The organism is Enterococcus sp. AZ167 (assembly GCF_051714025.1).
Classification (GTDB): Bacteria; Bacillota; Bacilli; order Lactobacillales; family Enterococcaceae; genus Enterococcus_D; species Enterococcus_D casseliflavus.
On record NZ_JBIORB010000001.1, the window covers coordinates 1,171,722 to 1,193,868 of the forward strand.

The 22,147-nt window shown below is 44.9% G+C and carries 19 protein-coding genes and 1 pseudogene; 6 read left to right on the plus strand and 14 right to left on the minus strand.

Going from position 1 to position 22,147, the window contains the following annotated elements; all coding sequences use genetic code 11:
* Positions 1–59: 59 nt before the first annotated feature.
* From IGJ05_RS05485 to IGJ05_RS05495, 3 genes are all read right to left on the minus strand, one after another.
* Positions 60–1,904, minus strand: a complete 1,845-nt coding sequence (locus IGJ05_RS05485; protein WP_438725077.1) for a glucosaminidase domain-containing protein — start codon at positions 1,902–1,904, stop codon at positions 60–62.
* A gap of 33 nt (positions 1,905–1,937) precedes the next feature.
* Positions 1,938–3,413 carry a C40 family peptidase gene (locus IGJ05_RS05490; protein ID WP_438725079.1) on the minus strand — a complete coding sequence of 492 codons (1,476 nt, stop codon included), beginning with the start codon at positions 3,411–3,413 and terminating at the stop codon, positions 1,938–1,940.
* A gap of 365 nt (positions 3,414–3,778) precedes the next feature.
* Positions 3,779–4,399, minus strand: coding sequence for a TetR/AcrR family transcriptional regulator (locus IGJ05_RS05495; RefSeq protein ID WP_438725081.1), 621 nt, complete (start codon positions 4,397–4,399; stop codon positions 3,779–3,781).
* Positions 4,400–4,509: 110 nt separating this feature from the next.
* On the opposite strand from IGJ05_RS05495, the gene IGJ05_RS05500 reads away from it, so the two are divergent.
* The gene (locus IGJ05_RS05500; RefSeq protein ID WP_317738244.1) at positions 4,510–5,112 is read left to right on the plus strand and encodes an ECF transporter S component; all 603 of its coding nucleotides are present in this window, start codon (positions 4,510–4,512) and stop codon (positions 5,110–5,112) included.
* A 132-nt stretch (positions 5,113–5,244) separates the two neighbouring features.
* Here IGJ05_RS05500 and IGJ05_RS05505 read toward each other — a convergent pair whose 3' ends face one another.
* The 8 genes and pseudogenes from IGJ05_RS05505 to IGJ05_RS05540 all read right to left on the minus strand — a co-directional run bounded on the left by IGJ05_RS05505 (position 5,245) and on the right by IGJ05_RS05540 (position 13,500).
* On the minus strand, positions 5,245–5,604 hold the full coding sequence (locus IGJ05_RS05505; RefSeq protein ID WP_015509373.1) for a DUF1304 domain-containing protein: 360 nt from the start codon (positions 5,602–5,604) through the stop codon (positions 5,245–5,247).
* Between the two features lie 2 nt (positions 5,605–5,606).
* Complete coding sequence (locus IGJ05_RS05510) at positions 5,607–5,894, minus strand: putative quinol monooxygenase (protein ID WP_317738245.1); 288 nt, start codon at positions 5,892–5,894, stop codon at positions 5,607–5,609.
* A gap of 14 nt (positions 5,895–5,908) precedes the next feature.
* Complete coding sequence (locus IGJ05_RS05515; RefSeq protein WP_008378805.1) at positions 5,909–6,544, minus strand: nitroreductase family protein; 636 nt, start codon at positions 6,542–6,544, stop codon at positions 5,909–5,911.
* Between the two features lie 14 nt (positions 6,545–6,558).
* Positions 6,559–6,966, minus strand: a complete 408-nt coding sequence (locus IGJ05_RS05520; protein ID WP_008378808.1) for a MarR family winged helix-turn-helix transcriptional regulator — start codon at positions 6,964–6,966, stop codon at positions 6,559–6,561.
* Between the two features lie 209 nt (positions 6,967–7,175).
* Entirely contained in the window at positions 7,176–9,842 is a 2,667-nt protein-coding gene (locus IGJ05_RS05525; protein WP_438725082.1) for a cation-translocating P-type ATPase, read from the minus strand.
* 766 nt (positions 9,843–10,608) lie between these two features.
* Positions 10,609–11,524: pseudogene (locus tag IGJ05_RS05530) on the minus strand (cation diffusion facilitator family transporter).
* 178 nt (positions 11,525–11,702) lie between these two features.
* Complete coding sequence (locus IGJ05_RS05535; protein WP_438725084.1) at positions 11,703–12,842, minus strand: LCP family protein; 1,140 nt, start codon at positions 12,840–12,842, stop codon at positions 11,703–11,705.
* A 193-nt stretch (positions 12,843–13,035) separates the two neighbouring features.
* Positions 13,036–13,500, minus strand: a complete 465-nt coding sequence (locus tag IGJ05_RS05540; protein ID WP_270286697.1) for a VOC family protein — start codon at positions 13,498–13,500, stop codon at positions 13,036–13,038.
* 77 nt (positions 13,501–13,577) lie between these two features.
* Here IGJ05_RS05540 and IGJ05_RS05545 point away from each other — a divergent pair, with 77 nt between their 5' ends.
* From IGJ05_RS05545 to IGJ05_RS05565, 5 genes are all read left to right on the plus strand, one after another.
* On the plus strand, positions 13,578–14,510 hold the full coding sequence (locus IGJ05_RS05545) for a helix-turn-helix transcriptional regulator (protein WP_270286696.1): 933 nt from the start codon (positions 13,578–13,580) through the stop codon (positions 14,508–14,510).
* Between the two features lie 74 nt (positions 14,511–14,584).
* The gene (locus IGJ05_RS05550) at positions 14,585–14,944 is read left to right on the plus strand and encodes a hypothetical protein (RefSeq protein ID WP_128431854.1); all 360 of its coding nucleotides are present in this window, start codon (positions 14,585–14,587) and stop codon (positions 14,942–14,944) included.
* 149 nt (positions 14,945–15,093) lie between these two features.
* Entirely contained in the window at positions 15,094–15,633 is a 540-nt protein-coding gene (locus IGJ05_RS05555; RefSeq protein WP_438725085.1) for a GNAT family N-acetyltransferase, read from the plus strand.
* Between the two features lie 15 nt (positions 15,634–15,648).
* Positions 15,649–17,379, plus strand: coding sequence for an ABC transporter ATP-binding protein (locus IGJ05_RS05560; protein WP_438725086.1), 1,731 nt, complete (start codon positions 15,649–15,651; stop codon positions 17,377–17,379).
* Positions 17,376–19,130 carry an ABC transporter ATP-binding protein gene (locus IGJ05_RS05565; protein ID WP_438725088.1) on the plus strand — a complete coding sequence of 585 codons (1,755 nt, stop codon included), beginning with the start codon at positions 17,376–17,378 and terminating at the stop codon, positions 19,128–19,130. Before IGJ05_RS05560 ends, IGJ05_RS05565 begins: the two co-directional genes overlap by 4 nt.
* A gap of 66 nt (positions 19,131–19,196) precedes the next feature.
* Here IGJ05_RS05565 and IGJ05_RS05570 read toward each other — a convergent pair whose 3' ends face one another.
* The 3 genes from IGJ05_RS05570 to IGJ05_RS05580 all read right to left on the minus strand — a co-directional run bounded on the left by IGJ05_RS05570 (position 19,197) and on the right by IGJ05_RS05580 (position 22,119).
* Positions 19,197–19,469, minus strand: coding sequence for a GNAT family N-acetyltransferase (locus tag IGJ05_RS05570; RefSeq protein ID WP_438725090.1), 273 nt, complete (start codon positions 19,467–19,469; stop codon positions 19,197–19,199).
* Positions 19,457–19,735, minus strand: a complete 279-nt coding sequence (locus IGJ05_RS05575) for a (4Fe-4S)-binding protein (protein ID WP_118214843.1) — start codon at positions 19,733–19,735, stop codon at positions 19,457–19,459. Before IGJ05_RS05575 ends, IGJ05_RS05570 begins: the two co-directional genes overlap by 13 nt.
* A 191-nt stretch (positions 19,736–19,926) precedes the next feature.
* Positions 19,927–22,119, minus strand: a complete 2,193-nt coding sequence (locus tag IGJ05_RS05580) for an alpha-galactosidase (RefSeq protein WP_438725091.1) — start codon at positions 22,117–22,119, stop codon at positions 19,927–19,929.
* Positions 22,120–22,147 lie beyond the last annotated feature (28 nt).

The window sequence follows — 22,147 nt, forward strand, 5'->3', positions numbered from 1 at the left end:
ACATCTGTAAACCACTTTTGCGTCCAATCGCAAAAAATGATTACAGATGTTTTTCTTTTTTATCTACTTACTACTAGTCGTTGCCCTACCACAATCAATGAACCAGAAAGATTGTTCCACTGCAACAACTGATTTACTGTTACACCGTACCGTTGCGAGATTCCCCACAAGGTATCTCCCGAACGCACCGTATGAGTGGTGCTACTTGAAGAGGTGTTATTTTCTCGAACATAGGCGGCACTTACCCACCCACGACCTTCAATTCGATACCAGATATTGTTGCCGTTGACACTCGTCCCGGTCTTTTGGGCAACGGCTCGAAAAGAGGCGTTGTTTGATAACGAGCCGACAATGTTGGCACTAGTAGAAGCATCTGAACGGATGTTTAAGGTCGCCGTTGTTCGAAACTCTTTATTGATGCTTTGCTCGGTATTGTTACTTCCTGAGCTTACTTCGCTGACATAGGCGGCACTTACCCACCCACGGCCTTGGATCCGATACCAGACATTGTTGCCATTCACACTGGTTCCGGTCTTTTGAGCGACAGCTCGAAAGGTCGTATTATTCGCCAACGAGCCGACGACTGAGGCGCTAGTTGATGCATCTGAACGGATATTTAAAGCCGCCGTTGTTCGAAATTCTTTATTGATACTTTGTTCGGTATTGTTGTTATTCCCATTATTGTTATTACCATTCCCACCCGTATTTGATGAGATCTCTGTCACATGAGCGGCACTTACCCATCCACGACCTTGAATCCGATACCAGGTCGTATTACCGTTGACACTGGTTCCGCTTTTTTGGGCAACTGCTTGGAACGTCGCATTGGCAGCCAGTGAACCAACGATCGAGGCACTGGTGGAAGCGTCTGAACGGATATTTAGCGCTGCATTTGTCCTGAATTGCTTATTGATGGCTTGTTCAGAATTGTTATTATTGTTGTTATTATTCGAACCGCCACCGCTTGAGGTATCGTATTGGGTCAAATTGTAGGTTTCGATCAAGTTATTCAGCTTACTTGCATAAGACGTGTCGGTTGCATAACGTCCTTGCAGCCACTGTGTCGCATCACGATAAGAACTGGTATTAGACTTCCATGCCCCATGGTAGAAGAAAACACCTGGCGAAAATGAGGTGGTTTTCAAAACGTGGGCATTGTCTTGAAAGGATTCTTTTAGCGAGGGATATTTACGAAACTTAGCAATAATCGGATAAAGATTGCCATTCCCGTCATCTTCCATCGTTTGCATCTCTACAAATTGTCCATTGTAAGATCCCTTGATGCCAAACATATTATTCGCAAGAGTGGTCAGTGTGGACTGGCCCCAACCGGACTCTAAGATTGCTTGGGCAATCATGACCGAAGCATACAGATCATTTGCTCTCGCCACTTCTTGGGCCATCGGCCCTACTTGCTGAATAAAGGCTTGTTGAATGGTAGAACGTGCCATTGGATTGTTGTAGTTCGGCATCACCTTCGTTTCAATGGCAATCCGCTCTTCTTCTGAAAGAACCGGGATGTCGCTCCCTATTTCTGTCTCTTCTTGTTCGGAAGCCGGGTCATTTGCCGGTACCCTTTCAGGTACCTCTTCACTTTCTGGCACTCCCACAACCTCAACGTTTGAGGAATCGGAATTGTCTTGTGTTCCTGATTCAGCATTCGTTGCGTTGTCTTCTACAACGATCACTGAATCTTGTGTTGAGGTATCTTGCGATGAGTCAGCTGTTTCAACGACCCGAACGCCATTTTGCGCTTCTGTTGACTCTAGCGTATCAGCTAAGACACTCACTGGCAGAATATTCACCGTGCTAACAAGTGCAGCCGTTGTGGCTGCACTTTTGCGGTAAAACACTCCTCTTTTTTGTTTCATCGCTCGTCTGCGAATCAATTTTCTTTCTTCCATTTGTCTCTCCTTAAAACCACATCCAGTTAAACCTTACATTCTCACTGCAAAACTAGGTGTAAAGTAAGCAGTGCTACCAACAGAAACGTTTTGTCCTGGTCGTGGTGCGTGAATATATTGACCACCGCCTAATGCAATGGCTACGTGATACGTACTTCCTGATGAACCCCAGAATAAAAGATCTCCTGGTTGCGCTTGGCTGACTGGAATCACTGTACCGGTTGTTTCTTGTGGTACCGTCCAACAGCCAATATCTCTACCTGTTACTTGTAAAAAGACATAGCGAGTAAATCCAGAACAGTCAAAGCTGTCAGGTCCTTTGGCACCCCAAACATATGGTTTTCCGATATGTTTATAGGCTTCGGCAACGATCGCGGCACCATTTGTTGAAGCTGGTGCGGAAGGCGCTGTCGGTGGCGTCACGATTGGTGTCGGCGCTGGTGTCGGCGCAGGCGCTGGTGTCACTGGCGTCGGTGCAGGAGTTACAGGTGCACTATCCGCTGGCGTCTCCGGTGCTGCAGGTGTTGTTGGTGTTTCTGGTTCTTGAATTTCTGGTGTATCTACTGGTGTTTCCTCTGGAGCCTCTGGTGTTTCAACCGACTCAGATCCTTGCGTTTCCTCTGGTTGTGTTTCTAGTGGTGCTTCTGGCTCTTCCACTGGTTCCTGGCTTTCTGCTCGTATTTCAGGTTCCGTTGAATCCGCCTGAGCAGCTGCTTCATTCAAGGCTGCTTCTTCCGCAGCCGCTTGTTCTGCTTGCTGTTGCGCCGCTTGTTCCGCTTGGGCTTGTAAAGCAGTAACGCGAGCTGCTTCTTCACGAATTCTTGCTTGCTCCGCTTCATAAGCTTCTTTTTCCGCACGCAGCTGTTCTTTTTCTTCTTCTTTCGTTGCTTCTTCGTAGGCTAACTGACTAACCAAGACATTTAATTCTACTTGGCTTGCTTCCAAGACACCTTTTTGTGCTTCCAGATGGCTCTGTGCTGCTTGCAATTCTGCCACTTTTTCTTGTGATTCCGCACGCTTTTGTTCAACTGCTTGTTGGTCGGCTTTTTGTTGTTCGATCACTTCATTATTCGCTCGAATGATCGTCGTCATGGCATGGACCCGCCCCACTAGATCACTGACAGAATCAGCTTCTAGTACGGCTGTTAGAAAATTGTCGCCTTTTCCATTGACTTGTGTTTCTCTGGCTTGCTTTTCGATGTTTTCTGAGCGTTTGGCAATCCGCTCTTCTAACTGACTGATTTCCTGATCCAATCCTTCGATCGCTTGCAACAAATCACTTTGCTGCGCTAAAATGATTGCTGCTTCTTGATTTAATGAATCAATTTCTGCAGACAATCCATCAATTTCCCCTTGTACGCTTTGACGTTGCTGTCTCAACTGATCAATCTCGTTATTTTTTTGTTCGATCAATTGATCGTGATTCGTAGCAAAAACGGTCACAGGTCCGCCGAATGATGACAATACAATGCCACACACACACACTGTTGCAAAGATTTTCTTCTTCATCTGATCCTCCAAATTCAATTTTAAAACTTTTTTTTCATTTATTTGACCATTTTCATTTTACCATAGTTCAGCAGCAAACCCAATCCGTAAGCGATTTACATTTTAGTTACACAAATAAACTCTGTTTTTTTATTGCATGTTCCCCACTCCTCTGCGATCGACACCCCTAGTGAATCCCTATTTATCAACTGTTCAAGAAAACTTCATAGAAAAAGTCCTTTTTCTTAAGAAAAAATAAATAATGTTGTAGATTTCACTTTTATTACATTAATTTTCTGCAAAATATGCGTGATTCACAAAATATTTACAGACGAAAAAAACTCCTTCCTAGTGTTTTCTAGAAAAGAGCGAGTTTTTTGTCTGGGTTATTCGCGATAAGGGAGTAGTTGTCTCATTACAGCGATTTGGTCATCAATGGTCTGTTCTGTGATGTGACCGGTCAGAGCCAAAATCCCCAATCCTTCAATCACGAACATATAGTTTTCTGCAATCACTGCCAAGTTTTCATCTTTTAACACACCTTGCTGAACGCCGACTTGAAAGATCTCATGGATCGTCCGTTTCGTCTCAGAAAGTTGTGCTTGCTGCAGGGAACTGGAGGCTTCGGTTTTATGCGTATAGTAATACTCGTAGACGGCTCGCAGCATACCGTCAGAAATGCTGTGGAGTAGACGCTTGCGATGGTCGGAAAAATATTTGTTTAAAATTGTTTCAAATGGCAGTTGCTCCATGATCATCTCTCGTACATCATCAAATTTTCGTTTGGATCGCTGCTCTAACACTGCCAAAAAAATCTCATCCACCGAACGAAAGTATAAATAAATGCCACCACGACTAATGCCGCACTCTTCGATAATGTCCTTCATTGTCGCATCGATCAAGCCTTTCTTACTAAAGACGACTTTGGCACTTTCAAGAATCAAATCACGCTTTTGTTGTTTTTTCTTTTCCGCTGTAGTCAATTCGCTCTGTTGCTTCTTTGCCATTTTTTTGGCTCCTTTCATCACATTATTAATGACACTCGTGTCATTTTGTTGTATAATCAACCTAACTTAAAAAATGACACGAGTGTCATTCTAAAAAAGGAGTTTTTACAATGAATACAAAAAGCAAAACCTATCGCCTTGTCATTCGTGCCATTTTAACTGCTATTATTATTTTACAGACGATGGTACCTTTCCTTGGATTTATTCCGATCGGTATCACTAGTTTAACGATCATCCATATCACGGTGATCGTCGCTGCCATCGTTTTAGGGACAAAAGACGGGATGTTCATCGGCTTAGTCTGGGGGATTTTTACCATGATCCGTGCGTTTACCTCTCCGACAACACCCTTAGACATTGCCGTTTTCACCAACCCGATCATCTCGGTGGTTCCCCGTGTGTTGGTTGGCTTAGTGGCTGGTCTGTTGTTTACGATCATTTACAAAAAGACCAAAAAGGTCGTCGCTGCTTCGATTGTTGCCGCAATCTTTGGGACCATCACCAATACAGTTTTGGTCTTAACGTTAATGGGAACCTTATATACTGGCTTAGTTGCCACTACCTATGGTGTCGTTGCTTCGGCTTTATTCGTGACCCTCGGTGGAATCGCTGTAACGAATGGAATCTCTGAGGTGATCACAGCTGCGATCTTAACACCCATTCTAGTAAAAGCCTTATTTGCAGCAACCAGCTTACGTCCAGAAAATCGTTAGTCCCTTCTCTTATCCTATCATTTTTTTCACATTCTGAGTACTCTTTGTCCAAACATTAAAAGCCCCCGATCGAAGAAAGCTTCTATTGTATAGAAAAGCTTTCTTCGATCGAGGGACTTCTTCTTTTATTGGTCAAAAAAAGGTGGACAGCAAGGCAAGGATCGCTAGACCGCCTTGGGTCAAAATAATTTTCTTATCGCTAGTCACACTGCCATATGCAGCCACTAATATAATGTAGATCAACAGCAAGCGACTGATTTCCAATGGCGCTGAAGCAAAGGTAATACTATACAGTAACCCCAAACCGATCAGCCCATTGTAAACCCCTTGGTTTTTGAACAAGGTCACGACGATCGGTCGTTCAAGCTCTGTTTTCGTCACGTTGAAGACCCGCGCCGTTGCTTTGGACGTAGTGGCAAATGTTTCTAAATAGAGAATATAGAAAAACTCTAAGGCAACCAGTACAATCAAAATCGTCGATAAAATCGTCATCTTTATTCTCCTTGCTGAGCGACAACGATCTCGCTCGGTTTGGCTGCAAAGTCAGGCATTTGTTGGAATAATTGTTGCAGCAGCGGGTTTTTATTGTGGGCGGTGATCGCTTCTTGATTCGCCCATTTTTCGACCATGACAAACCGATTGTTCTCTTCCAATGATTCATAGAGATGATAGCCGTGGCAGCCTTCCTCAGCTCTCGCCGATGCTAATAATGGCGTAACAGCTGCTAAAAAATCTGCCCGCTTTTCTTCTTTGATGTAAAACGTTGCATTGATGATTTCCATCGTTTTCCCTCCTCTTATAGAAATGTCGTAATTTGTTCTGCGTCTAACCGAACGGATTCATAGCCTAATTCTTTGGCTTTTCCGACTGAAAGGATCATGACAGGAACATAACGCTCTTTGTCTAAGCCAAAAGCTTCGGCTAATTGATCTGCTTCAAAGCCGCCGATTGGGTTGGTTTCATAGCCATGCGCCCGCGCAACTAACATAAATTGCATCGCTGCTAAACTAGCGTCGATCTTCACCACATCATTCATTTGTTCTTTTGTAAGATTTTCGTAATGCGGAATGATCGCTGCTAATTGTTGGTCACGTACTTCCGCTGGCATTTTGCCTTCTGCTACTGCTTTGTTATAAATTTCTTCCCCAAGTTCATGACAAAGCATATCGCCAAAAATCAAGACCATTGCAGAAGAGGTATCATTTTGACGGACGTTGAAACGAATCAACGGTTTCAATTTTGCTTTTTGCTCGTCGCTTTCCACAACGACAAAGCGCCAAGGCTGCATATTGACTGAGGAAGGTGCTGTCGTTGACTCTTGGATCATGGTCAACATTTCTTCATGGGGAATTTTGTATGTTTCATCATAGACACGAACCGATTTTCGGCCAAAGGTGATCTCTGAAAAATTGTTATTGCTGTATTCTGTCATGGGTTTGCCTTCTTTCATGGAACTAATTTCATAAGTAATGTTAGAAGCTGAGCTTCTTCTTCTTCGGTCAAATTGATGCCTAACGACTCCTCAGAGCTGGCATGCTTTGAAGCACAACTAGCCAAATCGGCTTGTGCTTTCGGTGTCAAAGAAACAAAAATCTCGCGGTTATTGTCTTTGTTTCGTTCCCGTGTCACAAATTGTTTTTCTTCGAGAATCTTCAAATGCCGCGTGACCGCTGCACTATCGATCTTCAATTCATTCTGTACTTGATTTTGGGTACAGCGTCCTTGCTCATTCAAAAACTGCAGCAACTGATAACGGGTCAGACTAAAGCCAGTCTCTTTTTCAAAGATCGCCGTTAATTCTTGATTCACGATTTTCATCCGATACAGCAATCCGCTTAGCTCACGTAAATTCATTGCATGAACCGCTCCTTTCATCGTTGACTTGTCAACTGTTGACTAGTCAAGTATAAATCATTTTCTTTTGCTTGTAAAGAGTAAGCAAAAAAGACCCGCAGCTAGGCGAACCTCATCAAGAATCGAAACAGAAATTCTTTGATAAAGGTACACCATCAGGCGGCGGGTCTTCGTGACTCCAGTTTTGAGAAAATACGGTAGAATATATTTTATTTTAATTGGAAGAGTTTCTTCAAGCCCATCACGATCAGTGTAGAGATCGCTGCAGCAGCGAAGATAATGCCCCACGTGCCAGCTTGAATCGGCATCGTATCCAATAGCTCATTCATAAACGGTACATAGACCGCTGAAAGCTGTAAGCCGACGGAAAGGAGCAATGCCCCCATCAATGGTTTGTTTTTCAAGAGGGTTTTGTCTAAACCAAAGCCGCTGCTCTTACGAACGTTGAAAATATGCATTAATTGCGCCACTGCCATAAAGGTAAAGGTTGCTGTTTGTGCATAAAGCAACTCGTGATCCGTCAGCATCAGGAAATTGAAGAAGCCAAACGCCACCAAACCAATCACGACCCCACTTAAAATGATGCGTCCCAAGAAACGCTTGTTAACGAGGCCATCCGCTTTTGTGCGGGGCTGGCGCTTCATAATGTCGTCTTCAGCTGGTTCAAAGGCTAATGCCATGGCTGGAGCAATATCAATGACTAGATTCAAGAATAGGATATGCAGCGGTTGGATCGGCATGGGCATCAAGAAAATGACACTTAGAAAGATCGTCACGATCTCAACCATATTACAAGAGAACAGGAAGGAAACATATTTTTTGATGTTGTCAAAAATGATGCGTCCTTCTTTGATAGCATCGACAATCGTTCCAAAACGGTCATCCGTCAAAATCATATCGGAAGATTCTTTGGCTACTTCTGTCCCCCGAATCCCCATGGCGATCCCGATATCGGCGCCGTTGAGTGCTGGCGCATCGTTGACCCCATCGCCAGTCATTGAAACGATATCGCCTTCTTCACGCAACGCTTCCACAAGCTGTAATTTATTTTTTGGTGAAACTCGAGCAAAGACAGCGACTTCTTTGATTTTTTCGTTAAAGCCTTCTTGCCCTGCCAATTCATCGATCTCACGACCAGTCATGGTTTTTTCATGGTCTTTTAAGCCAATTTCTTTGGCGATCATGGATGCCGTCTTCGGATGGTCCCCCGTGATCATTTTCACTCGGATCCCCGCTTCTTGGGCAACCTTCACTGCTTCTTTGACATCTGTTCGCGGCGGGTCGACGATGCCCGCAAAGCCTTGGATCTTGATCTTCTGCAGTGCTGCTTTCAGCTCTGCTTCGTCCGTTCCACCTTGATAATCCTTGATGCAACCGACAGCGATCACCCGCTGCCCATGACTGGCTAACGTGTCATTGTATTCATGAAGCTGTTCTTTTTCTTGGGCATCAGCATCGGCTAAATCAATCAAGACATCTGGTGCCCCTTTGATGATCAATGTCCGTTGCTTTCCTTCATACACAGTCACCATGTATTTGTTGTCGGAATCAAAGGGCATTTCTGCGATTTTCTTCAGCCCGCTGTCCTGCTCTTTTTGGCGATCGATGCCGATTTTTTGACCTAAAACGACGAACGCCCCATCTGTTGGATCACCGAGGATCTCGTATTGCCCTTCGTTTTCACGTAAGGTGGCGGTGGTACATAAAGCACCGTTTTCGATCATCCCTTGCAGCGCATCATGATTGACTGCATCGATCTCGGTTTCATCCTCCGAATCTGCCTTGTAAAATTTTCCGTTGGGTTCATATCCATTTCCTGTCACTTTGAACATTTCTCCGGAACCTAAAATGATCTCAGCAACCGTCATTTGGTTTTCGGTCAGCGTCCCCGTTTTGTCACTGGCAATGATGCTGGTGGCGCCCAGAGTCTCAACGGCTGATAACGATTTGACCAGTGCTTTGTGCTCGGCCATCGTCCGCATGCCTCGGGACAATGTGATCGTCGAAACGGCTGGCATTGCCTCAGGTATCGCTGCGACCGCCAAAATAATCGAGATATGGATCATTTCGACAAATGGTTGATTCGTCAAGACCCCAGCGATCAAAACTGCCACCGCAGCAAAAAGCGCGGCAATAATGATTGCTTTTCCTAGCTTGTCCAATTCGATATCTAACGGCGTTTGACGCTTTTTGTCACCCGTCAGCATGTCACTGATTTTTCCGACCTCGGTCTTCATACCGGTTTCTGTCACTACAGCATAGGCATTTCCCCGAGTTGCCGCAGTTCCTGCGAAAACGACATTGCGGCGATCGCCTAGTGGAACATCTTCTTCATAGGTTTCTCGTGCATCTTTTTCAACAGCTTCTGACTCACCGGTCAGCGCTGATTCGATGCAGGCAAAGTTGCTCGTTTCAAGTAAGCGGGCATCTGCCGCAATGGCATCCCCTTCTTCCAGAACGAGAATATCGCCTGGAACGATTTTTGCCGACTCGATCTCCATTACTTCTCCATCACGAATCACTTTTGCGGTAGTGTAAATCATGCTTTGAAGAGAATCAATTGATTTTTGTGCTCGTAATTCTGTGATAAAGCCTGTCATTACAGCAATCACCACGGCAATCAATACTGCAATTCCTTCAATCGTTTCCCCCATCGCAAAAGAGAGTAACGCAGCTGCTAGCAATAAATAAACAATCAAGTTGTTCAAGTTATGCCACAGCAATTCCCATACAGAAAGGGATTCTTGTTGCTGGATCGTGTTTTCTCCGTATTTTTCTAAGCGTTTGTCAGCTTCTTTCCCGCTTAGGCCTTGCTTGCGGTCACTTTCAAAATGTTTCAAGGTCTCTTCAGTCTTTTGCTGGTAAAATTTTTCCATCAAATTCCTCCTTTTAATTGTAAACTTCTTGCCGAGGGTTTCCACGTTTCTGAAGGGATAAATCGGTACAGATACCTTGCACAGTCATTTTTTGATTTGAATCGGTTCAGGCAATTGCTGAATGAAGGGAATATAACCAATAAGAAAAGCAAGCGCAGGTTGACTGGCTGAGGGAAAAGGTATGTGTGATGAGTATCGATCATTTTGCGAGCGATGAAGCAGCTGCTTTTAATCGTCGCAAGTGATCTTTCTATGTACGTACTTTGTGAAAAAACCATCCGGCCTACTTCTAACCTATCATGGATGAAGATGTTCGCAAAGGATTTTGCTTCACAAGTGGTGTAAAAAAACAGTCGTAACAAAATTAGCACCACCGCTTTTGGTGACGATTGGGCAGCATGTCAGTAATGCCAAACAGGTACTCGTTTCGGTGTTTTCTTAATAATCTAAGCTTTTGCTATGTTGTGATTTACAATGTTACAACTCTAGCAAAAAAATAACTTTAAAAAGAGAACGCTTGCTGTCTTTACTTTATTTTAACAAAAAACAACAAACTTTTGAACAAAAAAAACGTTTATTGCTAAAAAAACAATTAAATTGCGACCTCTCGCTAACATTCTCCTTGCTGATCGTCTGAAAAGGTTGAAGCAAAACAAGCCATTGATCCATTGTGTTCATATAAAACAAGCACGCCAATACCCCAAAAAAGCATTCCTCGTTTGAATGATAAATCACCAACCGAAGAATGCTTCGTATCTATTCTAATTTAAGAGGGAACTTCCTCACTCTCGATGTAGCAATAGACTCGCAGATCAGGCAACGCCTGTTTGATCCGCTGTTCGATGGTATCGATAAATACGCTTGGTTCTTCGGGTCCTAGCTTCAAGGTAAGGTCGGCGACGATCAAAAGTTCTTCTGGGCTTAGATGGAGGGTTCGCAAATCTTTGATTTGAATGATGGCAGGGTCGGCTAAAATTTGTTTGATCGCCATTAAATCAGAAGCAGAAGCGCCTTCACCAATCAAAAGGCTATAAAATTCTTTGGCTAAAAAGACAGCAGCAGCAATCAGCAACAATCCACCTAAAATGCCGCCGAGGGAATCAAATATCGGATTATCCGTCAATGCGGTCAATAAGATCCCTGCGATGGCGATCGTCACACTACCTAGGGCAAATAAATTTTCCGTGAAGCCTAAAAGCAGATCGGAATCGCGACTTTCTTTTAGGAAATGGACGAGGGGCTGGTTTTGCTTGTTTTGTTCTTTGACTTCTTGCCATCCCTCTTGTACAGCCGTCACTTCAATGAACAAACTGACAAATAAGATCGCTGCCACCAGCTGGAGCTGTTCCACTTCGTGGGTGGGGTCTAGCAGATCACGGCTGGCTTCAACAACCGCTAAAATTCCACCACCTAAAAAAACTGTCATGGCAACTACAGTACTAAAAAAATAGGTCGCTCGTCCTTCACCAAACTGATGCAGTTCGCTGCGTCCTCGCTGTGCTCGGTTTTCACCGATGGCTAGAAGTCCTTGATTGATGCAATCGATTAGACTATGGATACTTTCATTCATCAAGACTGCACTGCCGCTAAAGAAGTAGCCGATGGCTTTCATGATCAACCCTAAGACATGGGCCAGCAAAAACGATTCTACGGGCTTTTTGCTCTTGCTGTTTTTCCATCATGGTTCCTCCTTCGGTGTCGGACTCGCTGTAACAAGCTGTCTCTTTTCTTAAGCATAGCACTGCACTTCCTAGATGAAAACGAAAGTGGCTTGCGGGTCTGATCTTGTCTTCACTGGGGTTTAAAAAGGACTGAGGGCACAAAAAAAGTCAGGATCGCTCCTGACTTTTTTTCTCTTGATTAGTAGCCGGTTCCGTCATCAACGACTTCCGAGCCGTATCCGTCGCCAGTTCCTGCACCGGTTTCGGTTCCTGTATCGGTACCTACGCCGGTTTGGGCTTCTGTATTCGCATCTGCTTGTGTATCTGCTGGCGCTTGACCTAATGCTTTCAACATATCGTTACGAATTTCATTGTAAGAATAGTCTTGAATATTTACGATCGATTGTCCATCATATGATACGTCATCATACCATTCAAAGGTATGTTTTTGAATATCGAATCCAGACAACATATTGCCTGCTAAAGATACTAAGTCTTCAAACTTGAAGTTTGTATTCACGTCTTCGCTGACTGAGTCTAAGATTTCTTGGTACTTGGTGACATTATTGATTTTCAAAGCTTGGTGGATCGCTGCTTCAATAACTTCTTGCTGACGATTTCCTCGATCCACATCGGTATCCATTTTACGGATGCGGGCAAAAATCAAGGCTTGTTCACCGTTCAACAATTGACGACCTTCTGGAATCAATGTTTCTCCCGTGTTGTCTGAAGTATATTTCTTGTTGATGTCGTAAGGCACATCAACAGTGATCCCTCCGATGGCATCGATGATTTTCTCAAAACTGGTAAAATTGATGTTTACGTAATAGTCAATTGGCAATTGCAGGTAGTTTTGGACTGTTTCAATCGTTGCGTCTTCCTCACCAATCGTGAATGCACTATTGATCTTGGCGGTAGCAGCAATCGTCCCGGTTCCTGTTCCATCATAAATGTTGGTCCAAATGTCTCGTGGGAGACTGACCATATCGATTTTCTTGTTTTCGCCATCGTACACCATGTAAATCAAACTGTCGGTACGGGCACTGTCCAAATGTTCTGTCTTTTCACGTTCCGCATCATTATCAACACCCATTAACAAGATCCCAAACTTTGAATTCACGTCTGAAGCTTTTAATGAGTTGTCCTGTTTACTTTTATTAGAGCTGATCACAGCGGATTCTTTAAACATTTTATCCACTGAATTTTTTGCTGCATAATACGTATAGCCGGCAAATAAAACGATGCCTGCAATGGCGAAAAGAAAGATTCCTCCAATAATCACGCGTTTGTTGCGCGCTTTGTGGGCTCTTTGCTGTTTATATCTCGTCTTTCTATCCATAGTGCCTCCTTCATTTCTCCTGAATTGCTCTCCCCGATTGTACCAGAATTTTTACGATCCGCCTATTTTTTTAAGAAGTTTTATTCTTTTTCTGTGAAGTCCTTTAAACATTCCTTAAAAATAATTCTGGGATTGAAAGAAACTTGGATAATTAGTCAACTTCTATGGATATTTTATTAAAAAACGAGTTTTTTCATTCCCCCTTTTTAGAGGGATCAACTTCTTTTTCGACAGTCAGCTGAATAATTACACCAAAGGGATCGCGAACACTTGCATAAAAAAACGCAAAAGCATTCTCACTTGGTGCTTGGATCGTCTGACTGCCTTTTTGCCTCAATCGTTGATAAAGCTTCTGAGCTATTTGGGTCTCCGCTAACGTCAAACTCAGTGACAAGTGATTGCCTCGCTGAATCGCCTCTCCTTCAACTAGTGGATTGTCTGCCAGCTGCAACTGGAAATCTCCGATCTGTAGGATGGAGTGAGAAAGATACTGTTCTTGTCCCGCAAGAATCTCCAGCGTTGGATCAAGTCTCTCATGATACTCCTGGTTGGTGATTGCAAATAAGAGGGTTGCGTCTAGTGTTTCTTGATAAAATTGAATGGCTTCTTGAGCTTTGCCGTCTAACGTTAAAAACAAAGCGATTTTTGGTTCGATCATTTGTTGGTTCCTCCTTTTCTTGTTAACATAAGTGTAACTGTGAATATTGCCAAAACTTGGCACCATTGGAGAAAGAAATGAAAAAATCAGAACGCTTAACACAGGAACTATTGTATTTACAAGGAAAAACCACTTTTCATCTAGCCGATTTGATGGAAACCTTCGCAATCTCAAAACGTACAGCCGTCCGTGATGTCCAATCTTTGGAAGAGCTGGGCTTGCCTCTCGTGGTAGAAACCGGTCGTTATGGCGGCTATCAGATTTTGAAAAATCAACTGACCCCCTTGTACTTTGACAAAAATGAACGGTATACCCTTTTCTTTGCTTTACAGCTCTTACAAAAATTAACCGATTCTCCTTTTGATCGGAGCTATCAAGGGCTACGGCGAAAATTGTTGCAGTCTTTTTATCAAGGAGACACCGAGTGGTTAGAAAAAATGGAGACGGCGGTTTCGTTTCAAGGGGTGCCTCAATTGACGAGTGCCCCTATCCTCTCAGCGCTTTTTTCAGCGATCGTACAAGAACAGGTCATCCAATTTAGCTATCAGCGTTATCAAAAAACGAACAAGACCGTACAACCCTATCAGCTGGATTTTCGTGCTGGCTACTGGTACTGTTTGGCCTATGACTGTCAAAAGCAGGCTTTTCGCCGCTATCGCTGTGATGCAATGCAGGGACTTGCTCCGACTGAAAAAACAGGCTACACCTTGCAGCAGTTAGCTGAAAAACAGCTGCAGCAACAAGTGTTGACACAAACACTGGGCTATCACATCCGCTTTGATCTATCGGCAAAGGAACGCTTGTGGCAAGAAAAATATCCTGATATGGCAGTGGTGGAACGTCCTAGTGAGCTTTGCTTAGAAGGACACATTGCCGACAATGAGCTGGGTTTTCTGGCTGATTTTCTCTTGCAATTTGGTCCAACCATCAAAGAAATCCACCCGTTAGTCCTCAAACAAGCGTATACTGAAAACGTTCGGCAAATGCTGCAGCCATTTGCAACGGACTGACCGCTTTCCTGCATTGATTATTGATTGCTTGCTTGCGCCGAAACTGATTCTAATTGATAAGGAGTTTTCTACCTATGTTTCTTTTAAATAAAAAAACCTTCCAAGCATTGGCTGCCCCCTATAGGACAGAAGGGGCTGCCATCGGCTATGCAAAATGGCAGTCCTTCAACGCCATCACCAGCCGTAGCCTGCTCGTCTTGGATAATCAGCAATTGACGATTTTGGCGTTGAATCTTTTCTCGACAAAAGTCGTGCAGCACAAAAGCATACCGCTTGCTGAGCTGAAAAAACAGCACAAAGATCCTATTGTAGGAATGCTCGTCCCGATTCGCTTTACTTATAAAGGGGAAACCTACCGTTTTCAAATGCAGCGAGTGATCTTGCCCTTGGGAGATTGGCAAAAAACCTTTCTTGCCCGCTGGCAGTCGTGGTAAATGAGCAGCAACCGGCAAGGTTCGTTTCCTAGAAAAAGACTTTCCAAGTGATTTACATTTTTTTTGCAAGAAAATGAATAGATTTTTCAGGGGATGTTTTCGGCTATTTCGTTCTATGGTAAGATGTCCCTAAAGAATTGGAGGCTGTTATGGGTTTTATTGCAAGTGAACGTTTACTGCTTCGTCCGTTTCAAGAAAGTGATTTTGCCGATACCTTTGCTATTTATCGGCAAGCGGAAGTCTGCCGTTTCTTACTTCATGAGCCTTGGCAGACAGAAACGGCAGCTGCGGCTTTTGCCAAAAAATGCCAACAGCACGCCTTGACGGACCAAGCAGGTCTTTCTTTAGCGGTACTACACGATCAAACGGTCATCGGCGATTTGTCGGTGTGGTCTACTGGTCAACCGTCTTCCGTTGAAATCGGCTATGCCTTCCATCCGTCATTTGGCGGACAAGGGTTTGCTCAAGAAGCAATGAAAGAATTGTTGGGCTGGTTGTTTGCCAGTCAGAAGATCCATCGGGTCCAAGCGACGCTAGACGCCCGCAATCAGGCCTCAGCCAAGCTTTGCCAACGCATTGGATTACGCCAAGAAGCACATTTTATCCAAGACTGGTGGAACAAGGGGGAATGGACCGATAGTTTGGTTTATGCCTGTTTAGCCAGTGAATATCCTGCTCATCCGAAATAATTTAGGAGGTTTTTTATGATTAGCTTGTTACGCTATGCCAAGGATTATCGCAAACAGATTATTCTTGGTCCGTTTTTCAAATTTTTAGAAGCGGTGTTTGAATTGATCCTGCCTTTGCAGATGGCCGCTTTAGTCGATGAGGGGCTGCGGCAAAACAATTGGTCAAAGGTCGTTGAAATGACGATCTGGATGATCGTGATGTCCGTGGTAGGCATGATCTGTGCCGTCATCTGTCAATATTATGCTTCCGTCGCTTCTCAAGGCTTCGGGACGGAACTACGCAATCGCTTGATGAAAAAAATCAACACCCTTTCCCATAGCGAACTAAACTTATTCGGGACGGATACCTTGATCACCCGAATGACCAACGACATCAACCAGATGCAGATTGCTTTGGCAATGCTGATTCGGCTGGTGGTCCGTGCGCCCTTCTTAAGTATCGGTTCGGTGATTATGGCCTTTGTCATTGATTGGCAAGCTGGCTTGATTTTCCTTCTCGTCTTACCGCTCTTTTGTATCGTCTTATTCTGGATCATCGCCAAAACCGTGCCATTATATAAGAAAGTTCAAATTCATCTCGACGAATTGAACGAACTAGTGAGTCAAAATTTAAGCGGGATTCGGGTGATTCGTGCTTTTGCCCGCACAAAAACGGAAACGAAACGTTTTGATAAAGCCACTGATGATTTAAGTGACGTCTATTTACGGGTCACAAATCTCTCTGCTTTATTGACGCCTGCCACCACCTTGATCATGAATGTCGGCATTATCGCGTTGTTTTATATCGGTGGATTCAAGGTCAATATTGGCAATTTGCAGCAAGGACAAGTATTGGCTCTGGTCAATTACATGAATCAAATGCTCTTAGCATTGATCGTGGTTTCCAACTTAGTGATCATCTTTACCCGTGCCGCTGCATCTGGTTCACGGATCAACGAAGTGTTAGCCACTGAGCCGTCGATCGGCGACGAGCTTTCAGAAGTCTTTATGGATCAGCCGAAAAACAACGTTGGAGCGATTCGCTTTGAGCACGTTGATTTCCGCTTTTCAAAAGAATACGGATTAGCCTTGAAAAACATTGATTTCCAAGTCGCGCCGGGGACTATTTTAGGTATCACTGGACCAACCGGGAGTGGGAAATCTGCCTTGACCCAATTGATCCCCCGCTTCTACGATGTGGCTGATGGCAAAGTGATCGTTGACGGGCACGATGTGCGGAAATGGCCTTTACAGCAATTACGCCAAAAAATCGCCATGGTGCCTCAAACCGCCGTGCTGTTTACGGGAACGATTCGAGAAAACTTGCAATGGGGCAAAAAAGATGCCACCGATGAAGAGTGCTGGCGAGCACTCGAAATCGCTCAAAGCCGCGACTTCGTTGAAGCCTTGCCGCAGCAACTGGATACCCCGATTTTTGAAGGCGGCAAGAACTTTTCTGGGGGACAAAAACAACGGTTAACGATTGCCAGAGCATTGATCGCTAAACCAGATATCTTGATTTTGGATGATTCTCTAAGCGCCCTTGACTATCAAACCGATCTTGATTTGCGGATGGCTTTAAAAGAAAGCATTCGTGGTACGGTCATCATCATCTCCCAACGGGTACGCTCCATCCAAGATGCGCAGCAGATCTTGGTCTTAGACCAAGGGAATTTGGTAGGCAAAGGGACCCATGAAGAGCTACTGGCAACGTCAAAAGAATACCAAGAAATCGTGGCATCACAGGCAGAGGAGGAAGAAGCATGAAAAAGAAATCATTCGATTGGTCGGCCTTTCGTCGCTACCTCCCTTATTTGACTGCCTACGCGAAGGAAACTTGGGCAGCAGTTGTCCTCGGGATCGCTGCTGGTGTTTCCTCGGTTTATATGACGTATCAGATCGGTCAAGCCGTCGATCAGCTGATAGGTGCCGATCAAGTGCAGTTCAGCGCCCTCTATCGTATTTTGCTTTTGTTTGCCGGAGTGGTTTTAGTGACTGTGGTCAGTCAATGGTTGATCCAGCGACTAGGCAACCGCGTGGCGTATTTATCCGTCGCCGATTTGCGTAAAAAAGGCTTTGCCCATCTCAATACATTGCCGTTGCGCTATTATGACCAAAACTCCCACGGCAACATCGTCAGTCGCTTTACCAACGACATGGACAATATTTCCATTGCCGTCGCTGCAGTCTTTAACCAGTTGTTCTCTGGTATTTCGGTCGTCTTGATCGCCTTAGTCGTCATGCTGCAAATGAGTGTGCCCTTAACGTTGGTCGTATTGGTTTCGACGCCGATCATCTTTTTGGTCAACTGGATCGTGGCACGAACGTCTCAATCGCATTTTGCTCGCCAACAAGAAATCGTCGGCGAAATTTCTGGCTTTGTTACGGAAATGATCGGCAATCAAAAAATCGTCAAAGCATTTGATCGAGAAACCATCAACCAAAACCGTTTTGAAACGATCAACCAAGAATTGAATGTCCGGGGGCAAAAAGCACAGTTTTCTTCTTCTTTGACCAACCCCCTTTCACGATTCGTCGATCACTTGGCGTATCTGTCAGTCGGCTTTGTCGGCGGTCTGCTTTACTTTTCTGGTTCAGGTACTGTCACGGTTGGGGTGATCTCCAGCTTTACGATCTACTCCAGTCAGTTTTCGAAACCATTCATTGAATTGTCGGGAATTACCACCCAGATCCAAACGGCATTAGCTGGACTTTCAAGAACCTTTGAGCTATTGGATCAAGAGCCAGAAACAGCCGATGACCAAGAATCTCAATCACTGGGTGAGATCAAAGGCGAGATTGCCTTTGAGGAGGTTTCTTTTGCTTATGATCCTGGTCAAAAATTGATTGAAGATTTCACTTTTACCGCAAAACCTGGAGAAACCGTCGCGATCGTCGGAAAAACTGGTGCTGGTAAATCAACGCTGGTCAATTTACTGATGCGTTTCTATGATGTCGATAAAGGGGCAATCAAGATCGATGGCACCGATATTCGTCAGTTGAAACGAGAAGAATTACGGCAAAGCTTCGGAATGGTCTTGCAGGATACGTGGCTCTTTGATGCCTCTTTACGAGAAAACCTGCAATACGGCAATGACACTGCCACAGATGAAGAAATCTACGATGCCTTAAAACATGCCTATATGTATGAGTATGTGATGCGCCTACCAGAAACACTAGATACACCGATCGGTCATCAAGGGATCAAGATCTCTGACGGGCAACGACAGCTCTTGACGATCGCCCGCACGATGATCAGCAACCCACCCATGCTGATTTTGGATGAAGCAACCAGTTCGGTTGATACTCTGACTGAGAAAAAAATCCAAGATGCTTTCTTGAAAATGATGGAAGGCAAAACCAGCTTTGTGATCGCCCATCGCTTATCAACGATTCGAGCTGCAGACAAGATCCTGGTGATGGATGCCGGTCAAATCGTGGAGCAAGGAACCCATGAAGAATTACTGGCAGAACAAGGCTATTACTATCGCCTGTACCATGCTCAATTCCAACATTGAGCAGCCATACCACAAACCCCCGTCAGCTCAAAGGTACCTGCTTGAGCTGACGGGGGTCTTTTTTATTTATTGGTTCCAAACATCGGCATATTCTGGCTTGCGTTCAAATTTTTTTTTGGCAAAGGGACACAATGGAATGATTTTCTTTTGTTCTTTGCGGGCTTTTTCCACCCCTTTTGCCACTAATTTTTCGGCCAGACCTTGGCCCCGATAAGCGGGATCGACAAAGGTATGGTCAATGATCAAGCGCGTTTCGCCCGCTTCCGACCACGTCATTTCACCGATTTCTTTGTCGCCGTCTTTTAACACAAATCGAGTGTTTTCTTCTAAGATTTCCATGGTTCATCCTCCTTTAATATGTACTTTAATGCACCGCTTGGGCAAGTGTGGATCACTTGTGCCGCTTGCGCTGCTTCCCCGTTATCAGGAATCACCCATGGGCGCCGTCCAACTTCAAAAATAGCGGGATTGCCCCGCACACAGTTGCCGCTGTGGGTGCAGATCTCTTTGTTGTAATAAATATCGATCGCTTCGCCACGATACTTCCGATATCCTGCAGCGATCAACCCTGCTTCTGTTTCCTTGCCTAGTGGCTGTTCGTCCATGTTGAACACCCTCCTCTTATTGATTGTCAGAAGCAAACTGCCTGCCTCCTCCTTCATCATACGACTTCTCGAGAAAAAAATAAATCATTTGTTCAAAAATAACTTCTCAGTTGCCGATCATTAGCCAAAAGCTTGCGGCAGCACAATAAAGCGTCCCGTCAAAACATGTTGCTTTGACAGGACGCTGATTTTCATTCGTGAGGCGCTTTTGCAACAAAATGAAACCGCTGCGTGGCGTAATCCCCTGCTAAATGAGGATCGATATACAACCCGAGCTGCATCAATTCATCGCCACCGAAGGTCTCTCCCCCACTTTGATAGGTAAGGTCAGGATCTAAGCCAGCCAGTTTTAAAGTAACCAATGGTGCAGAGGCTTCGGCTAAGACTCGGAAGTAAAAGACGATCGCTTCTTTTTTATCTGGGGAAACATACAGCCAGGCGGTGTCATTGCCTTCATAAGGGCTGAGCAGTCGAACAAAGCGACCCAACTGCAGTAGGCGCCGATGTTTTTTATAAAAAGCGATTTGTTCTTTGATCTGCGCTTTTTCTTCTTGTGTCAGCTGTGTCAAGTCAAGCTCATAGCCCAACAAGCCAGACATCGCAGCATTGCCACGAATCGCTAGATCCGTTGCCCGTTGGGTCTGATGGTTCGGGATCGCTGAGACATGGGCACCCATGGTGGATGGCGGATAGACCAGACTGGTTCCGTATTGGATCTTCAGACGGGCGATGGCATCGGTGTTGTCGCTGGTCCAAATCTGCGGCATATAATACAAGAAGCCAGCATCAAAGCGCCCACCGCCACCAGAACAGCCTTCAAACAGGATCGTTAGATAGGCAGTGGTCAGTTTTTCTAGAAATTCATACAAGCCCAGCAGATAGCGATGTGCAACCTCCCCTTGCTGGGCAGGATCGAGGAGCAAGGAATAGACATCCGACAGACTGCGGTTCATGTCCCATTTGATATAGTCGATGGCAACCGTATCAAACAGTTGGGTTAACTGGTGATAGAGATGGTCTCTGACATCTTGCCGAGAAAAGTCCAACACATACTGACTGCGGCTAAGCGCTGGCTTGCGATTGGGTACTTGTAACAGCCAATCAGGGTGCTGTCGGTTTAGTTCACTGTCACCAGAAATCATTTCTGGTTCCAGCCAAAGCCCGAATTGCAGCCCTTTGTCATGGACTTTTTGGGCAAATCCTGCCAAGCCAGAAGCCAGCTTGCCTTCGTTTTCAAACCAATCGCCTAATGAGGTTTGGTCATCTTCTCGCTGACCAAACCAGCCGTCATCCAAAACAAACAGTTCGATTCCCAGCTCCTTGGCTTCATCAACGAGGGCATCTAGCTTTTCTTCATTGAAATCAAAGTACGTTGCTTCCCAGTTATTGATCAGGATCGGCCGTTCTTGCTTTTTGTATTTCCCCCGAATCAAATGCTCATCATAAAAATCATGATAGGTGGCTGACAGCTGATTCAAGCCAGTCTCACTATAAGCAATCACGGCTTCTGGGGCTTGAAAGCTTTCAGTTGGCGGCAATTGCCAGGCAAATTGATGGCTGTTGATCCCCATGATCACACGAGTTTGTTGGTAAGGATCTTTTTCGATGATGGTTTCATGATTGCCGCTATATAGCAAGCTAAAACCAAAACACTCCCCAGCAAACTCCGTAGCATTAGGTTCCAGCAAGACGGCAAAGGGATTTTGCTGATGGCTGCTGGAACCCCGCTTGCTGTCTAAACGCTTGATGCCGCGATGGATGGGTTCTCGGGTCACTTGACGTTCCTTCGCCCACGCCCCTGGCAAGTGGATCAAATCAAAGGGACGGTTAGGAAAATCCAGGGATTGACTCGCCAGCTGTTCGATGGTAACAGGCTGGTTTCCGTGGTTGATTATTTTACTTGAGCGGACGATCACTGCCGCCTCCTCAAAAATTGTGTAAAACAGCTGCAGTTCGAGTCCTGCCACATCATCTTTTAAGGACAGAATCAGTGTTTCGATGCCGTCGTCGGCCCCATGGGTCTGAGGCAATCCTGCTAAGGCTGGTTTGCCTTGTTGAATCTGGTAATCACTAAAGACAAAATGGCTGACTCGGCTGCCGTCAGACTGGCGAATCGTATAGGCAGCTTCTCGAAAGTCCCCGAAGCCATTACCAGGAAACTCCAGCATCAAGGTGTCTAATGAGAAAAGCCGATCGCTACTGTCTGGGGGATTGGGTGAAAAGGAGCGATCAAGGCGTGGGTAGCGATAGCCACCAGAGTAATGGGCGATTTTCTTCCCAAAATAAAGGTGCGCCACATTGCCCCCTTCCTCTATCTGTAAGAGATAGCTGATTTGATCGTTGCTTAAATGAAAGACGTTTAATTGTTTGTCAAAAAGAATCATATCGTACCCTCTACTTTGTATTTGTTTG

What these genes read in the sequence shown, in the direction of transcription:
- IGJ05_RS05500 (WP_317738244.1), top strand. Translation starts at nt 4,510, where the DNA reads ATGAATACAAAAAGCAAAACCTATCGCCTTGTCATTCGTGCCATTTTA.
- IGJ05_RS05485 (WP_438725077.1), bottom strand. Translation starts at nt 1,904, where the DNA reads ATGGAAGAAAGAAAATTGATTCGCAGACGAGCGATGAAACAAAAAAGA.
- IGJ05_RS05490 (WP_438725079.1), bottom strand. Translation starts at nt 3,413, where the DNA reads ATGAAGAAGAAAATCTTTGCAACAGTGTGTGTGTGTGGCATTGTATTG.
- IGJ05_RS05580 (WP_438725091.1), bottom strand. Translation starts at nt 22,119, where the DNA reads ATGATTCTTTTTGACAAACAATTAAACGTCTTTCATTTAAGCAACGAT.
- IGJ05_RS05540 (WP_270286697.1), bottom strand. Translation starts at nt 13,500, where the DNA reads ATGATCGAACCAAAAATCGCTTTGTTTTTAACGTTAGACGGCAAAGCT.
- IGJ05_RS05575 (WP_118214843.1), bottom strand. Translation starts at nt 19,735, where the DNA reads ATGGACGAACAGCCACTAGGCAAGGAAACAGAAGCAGGGTTGATCGCT.
- IGJ05_RS05525 (WP_438725082.1), bottom strand. Translation starts at nt 9,842, where the DNA reads ATGGAAAAATTTTACCAGCAAAAGACTGAAGAGACCTTGAAACATTTT.
- IGJ05_RS05570 (WP_438725090.1), bottom strand. Translation starts at nt 19,469, where the DNA reads ATGGAAATCTTAGAAGAAAACACTCGATTTGTGTTAAAAGACGGCGAC.
- IGJ05_RS05555 (WP_438725085.1), top strand. Translation starts at nt 15,094, where the DNA reads ATGGGTTTTATTGCAAGTGAACGTTTACTGCTTCGTCCGTTTCAAGAA.
- IGJ05_RS05495 (WP_438725081.1), bottom strand. Translation starts at nt 4,399, where the DNA reads ATGGCAAAGAAGCAACAGAGCGAATTGACTACAGCGGAAAAGAAAAAA.
- IGJ05_RS05560 (WP_438725086.1), top strand. Translation starts at nt 15,649, where the DNA reads ATGATTAGCTTGTTACGCTATGCCAAGGATTATCGCAAACAGATTATT.
- IGJ05_RS05545 (WP_270286696.1), top strand. Translation starts at nt 13,578, where the DNA reads ATGAAAAAATCAGAACGCTTAACACAGGAACTATTGTATTTACAAGGA.
- IGJ05_RS05550 (WP_128431854.1), top strand. Translation starts at nt 14,585, where the DNA reads ATGTTTCTTTTAAATAAAAAAACCTTCCAAGCATTGGCTGCCCCCTAT.
- IGJ05_RS05535 (WP_438725084.1), bottom strand. Translation starts at nt 12,842, where the DNA reads ATGGATAGAAAGACGAGATATAAACAGCAAAGAGCCCACAAAGCGCGC.
- IGJ05_RS05565 (WP_438725088.1), top strand. Translation starts at nt 17,376, where the DNA reads ATGAAAAAGAAATCATTCGATTGGTCGGCCTTTCGTCGCTACCTCCCT.
- IGJ05_RS05520 (WP_008378808.1), bottom strand. Translation starts at nt 6,966, where the DNA reads ATGAATTTACGTGAGCTAAGCGGATTGCTGTATCGGATGAAAATCGTG.
- IGJ05_RS05505 (WP_015509373.1), bottom strand. Translation starts at nt 5,604, where the DNA reads ATGACGATTTTATCGACGATTTTGATTGTACTGGTTGCCTTAGAGTTT.
- IGJ05_RS05510 (WP_317738245.1), bottom strand. Translation starts at nt 5,894, where the DNA reads ATGGAAATCATCAATGCAACGTTTTACATCAAAGAAGAAAAGCGGGCA.
- IGJ05_RS05515 (WP_008378805.1), bottom strand. Translation starts at nt 6,544, where the DNA reads ATGACAGAATACAGCAATAACAATTTTTCAGAGATCACCTTTGGCCGA.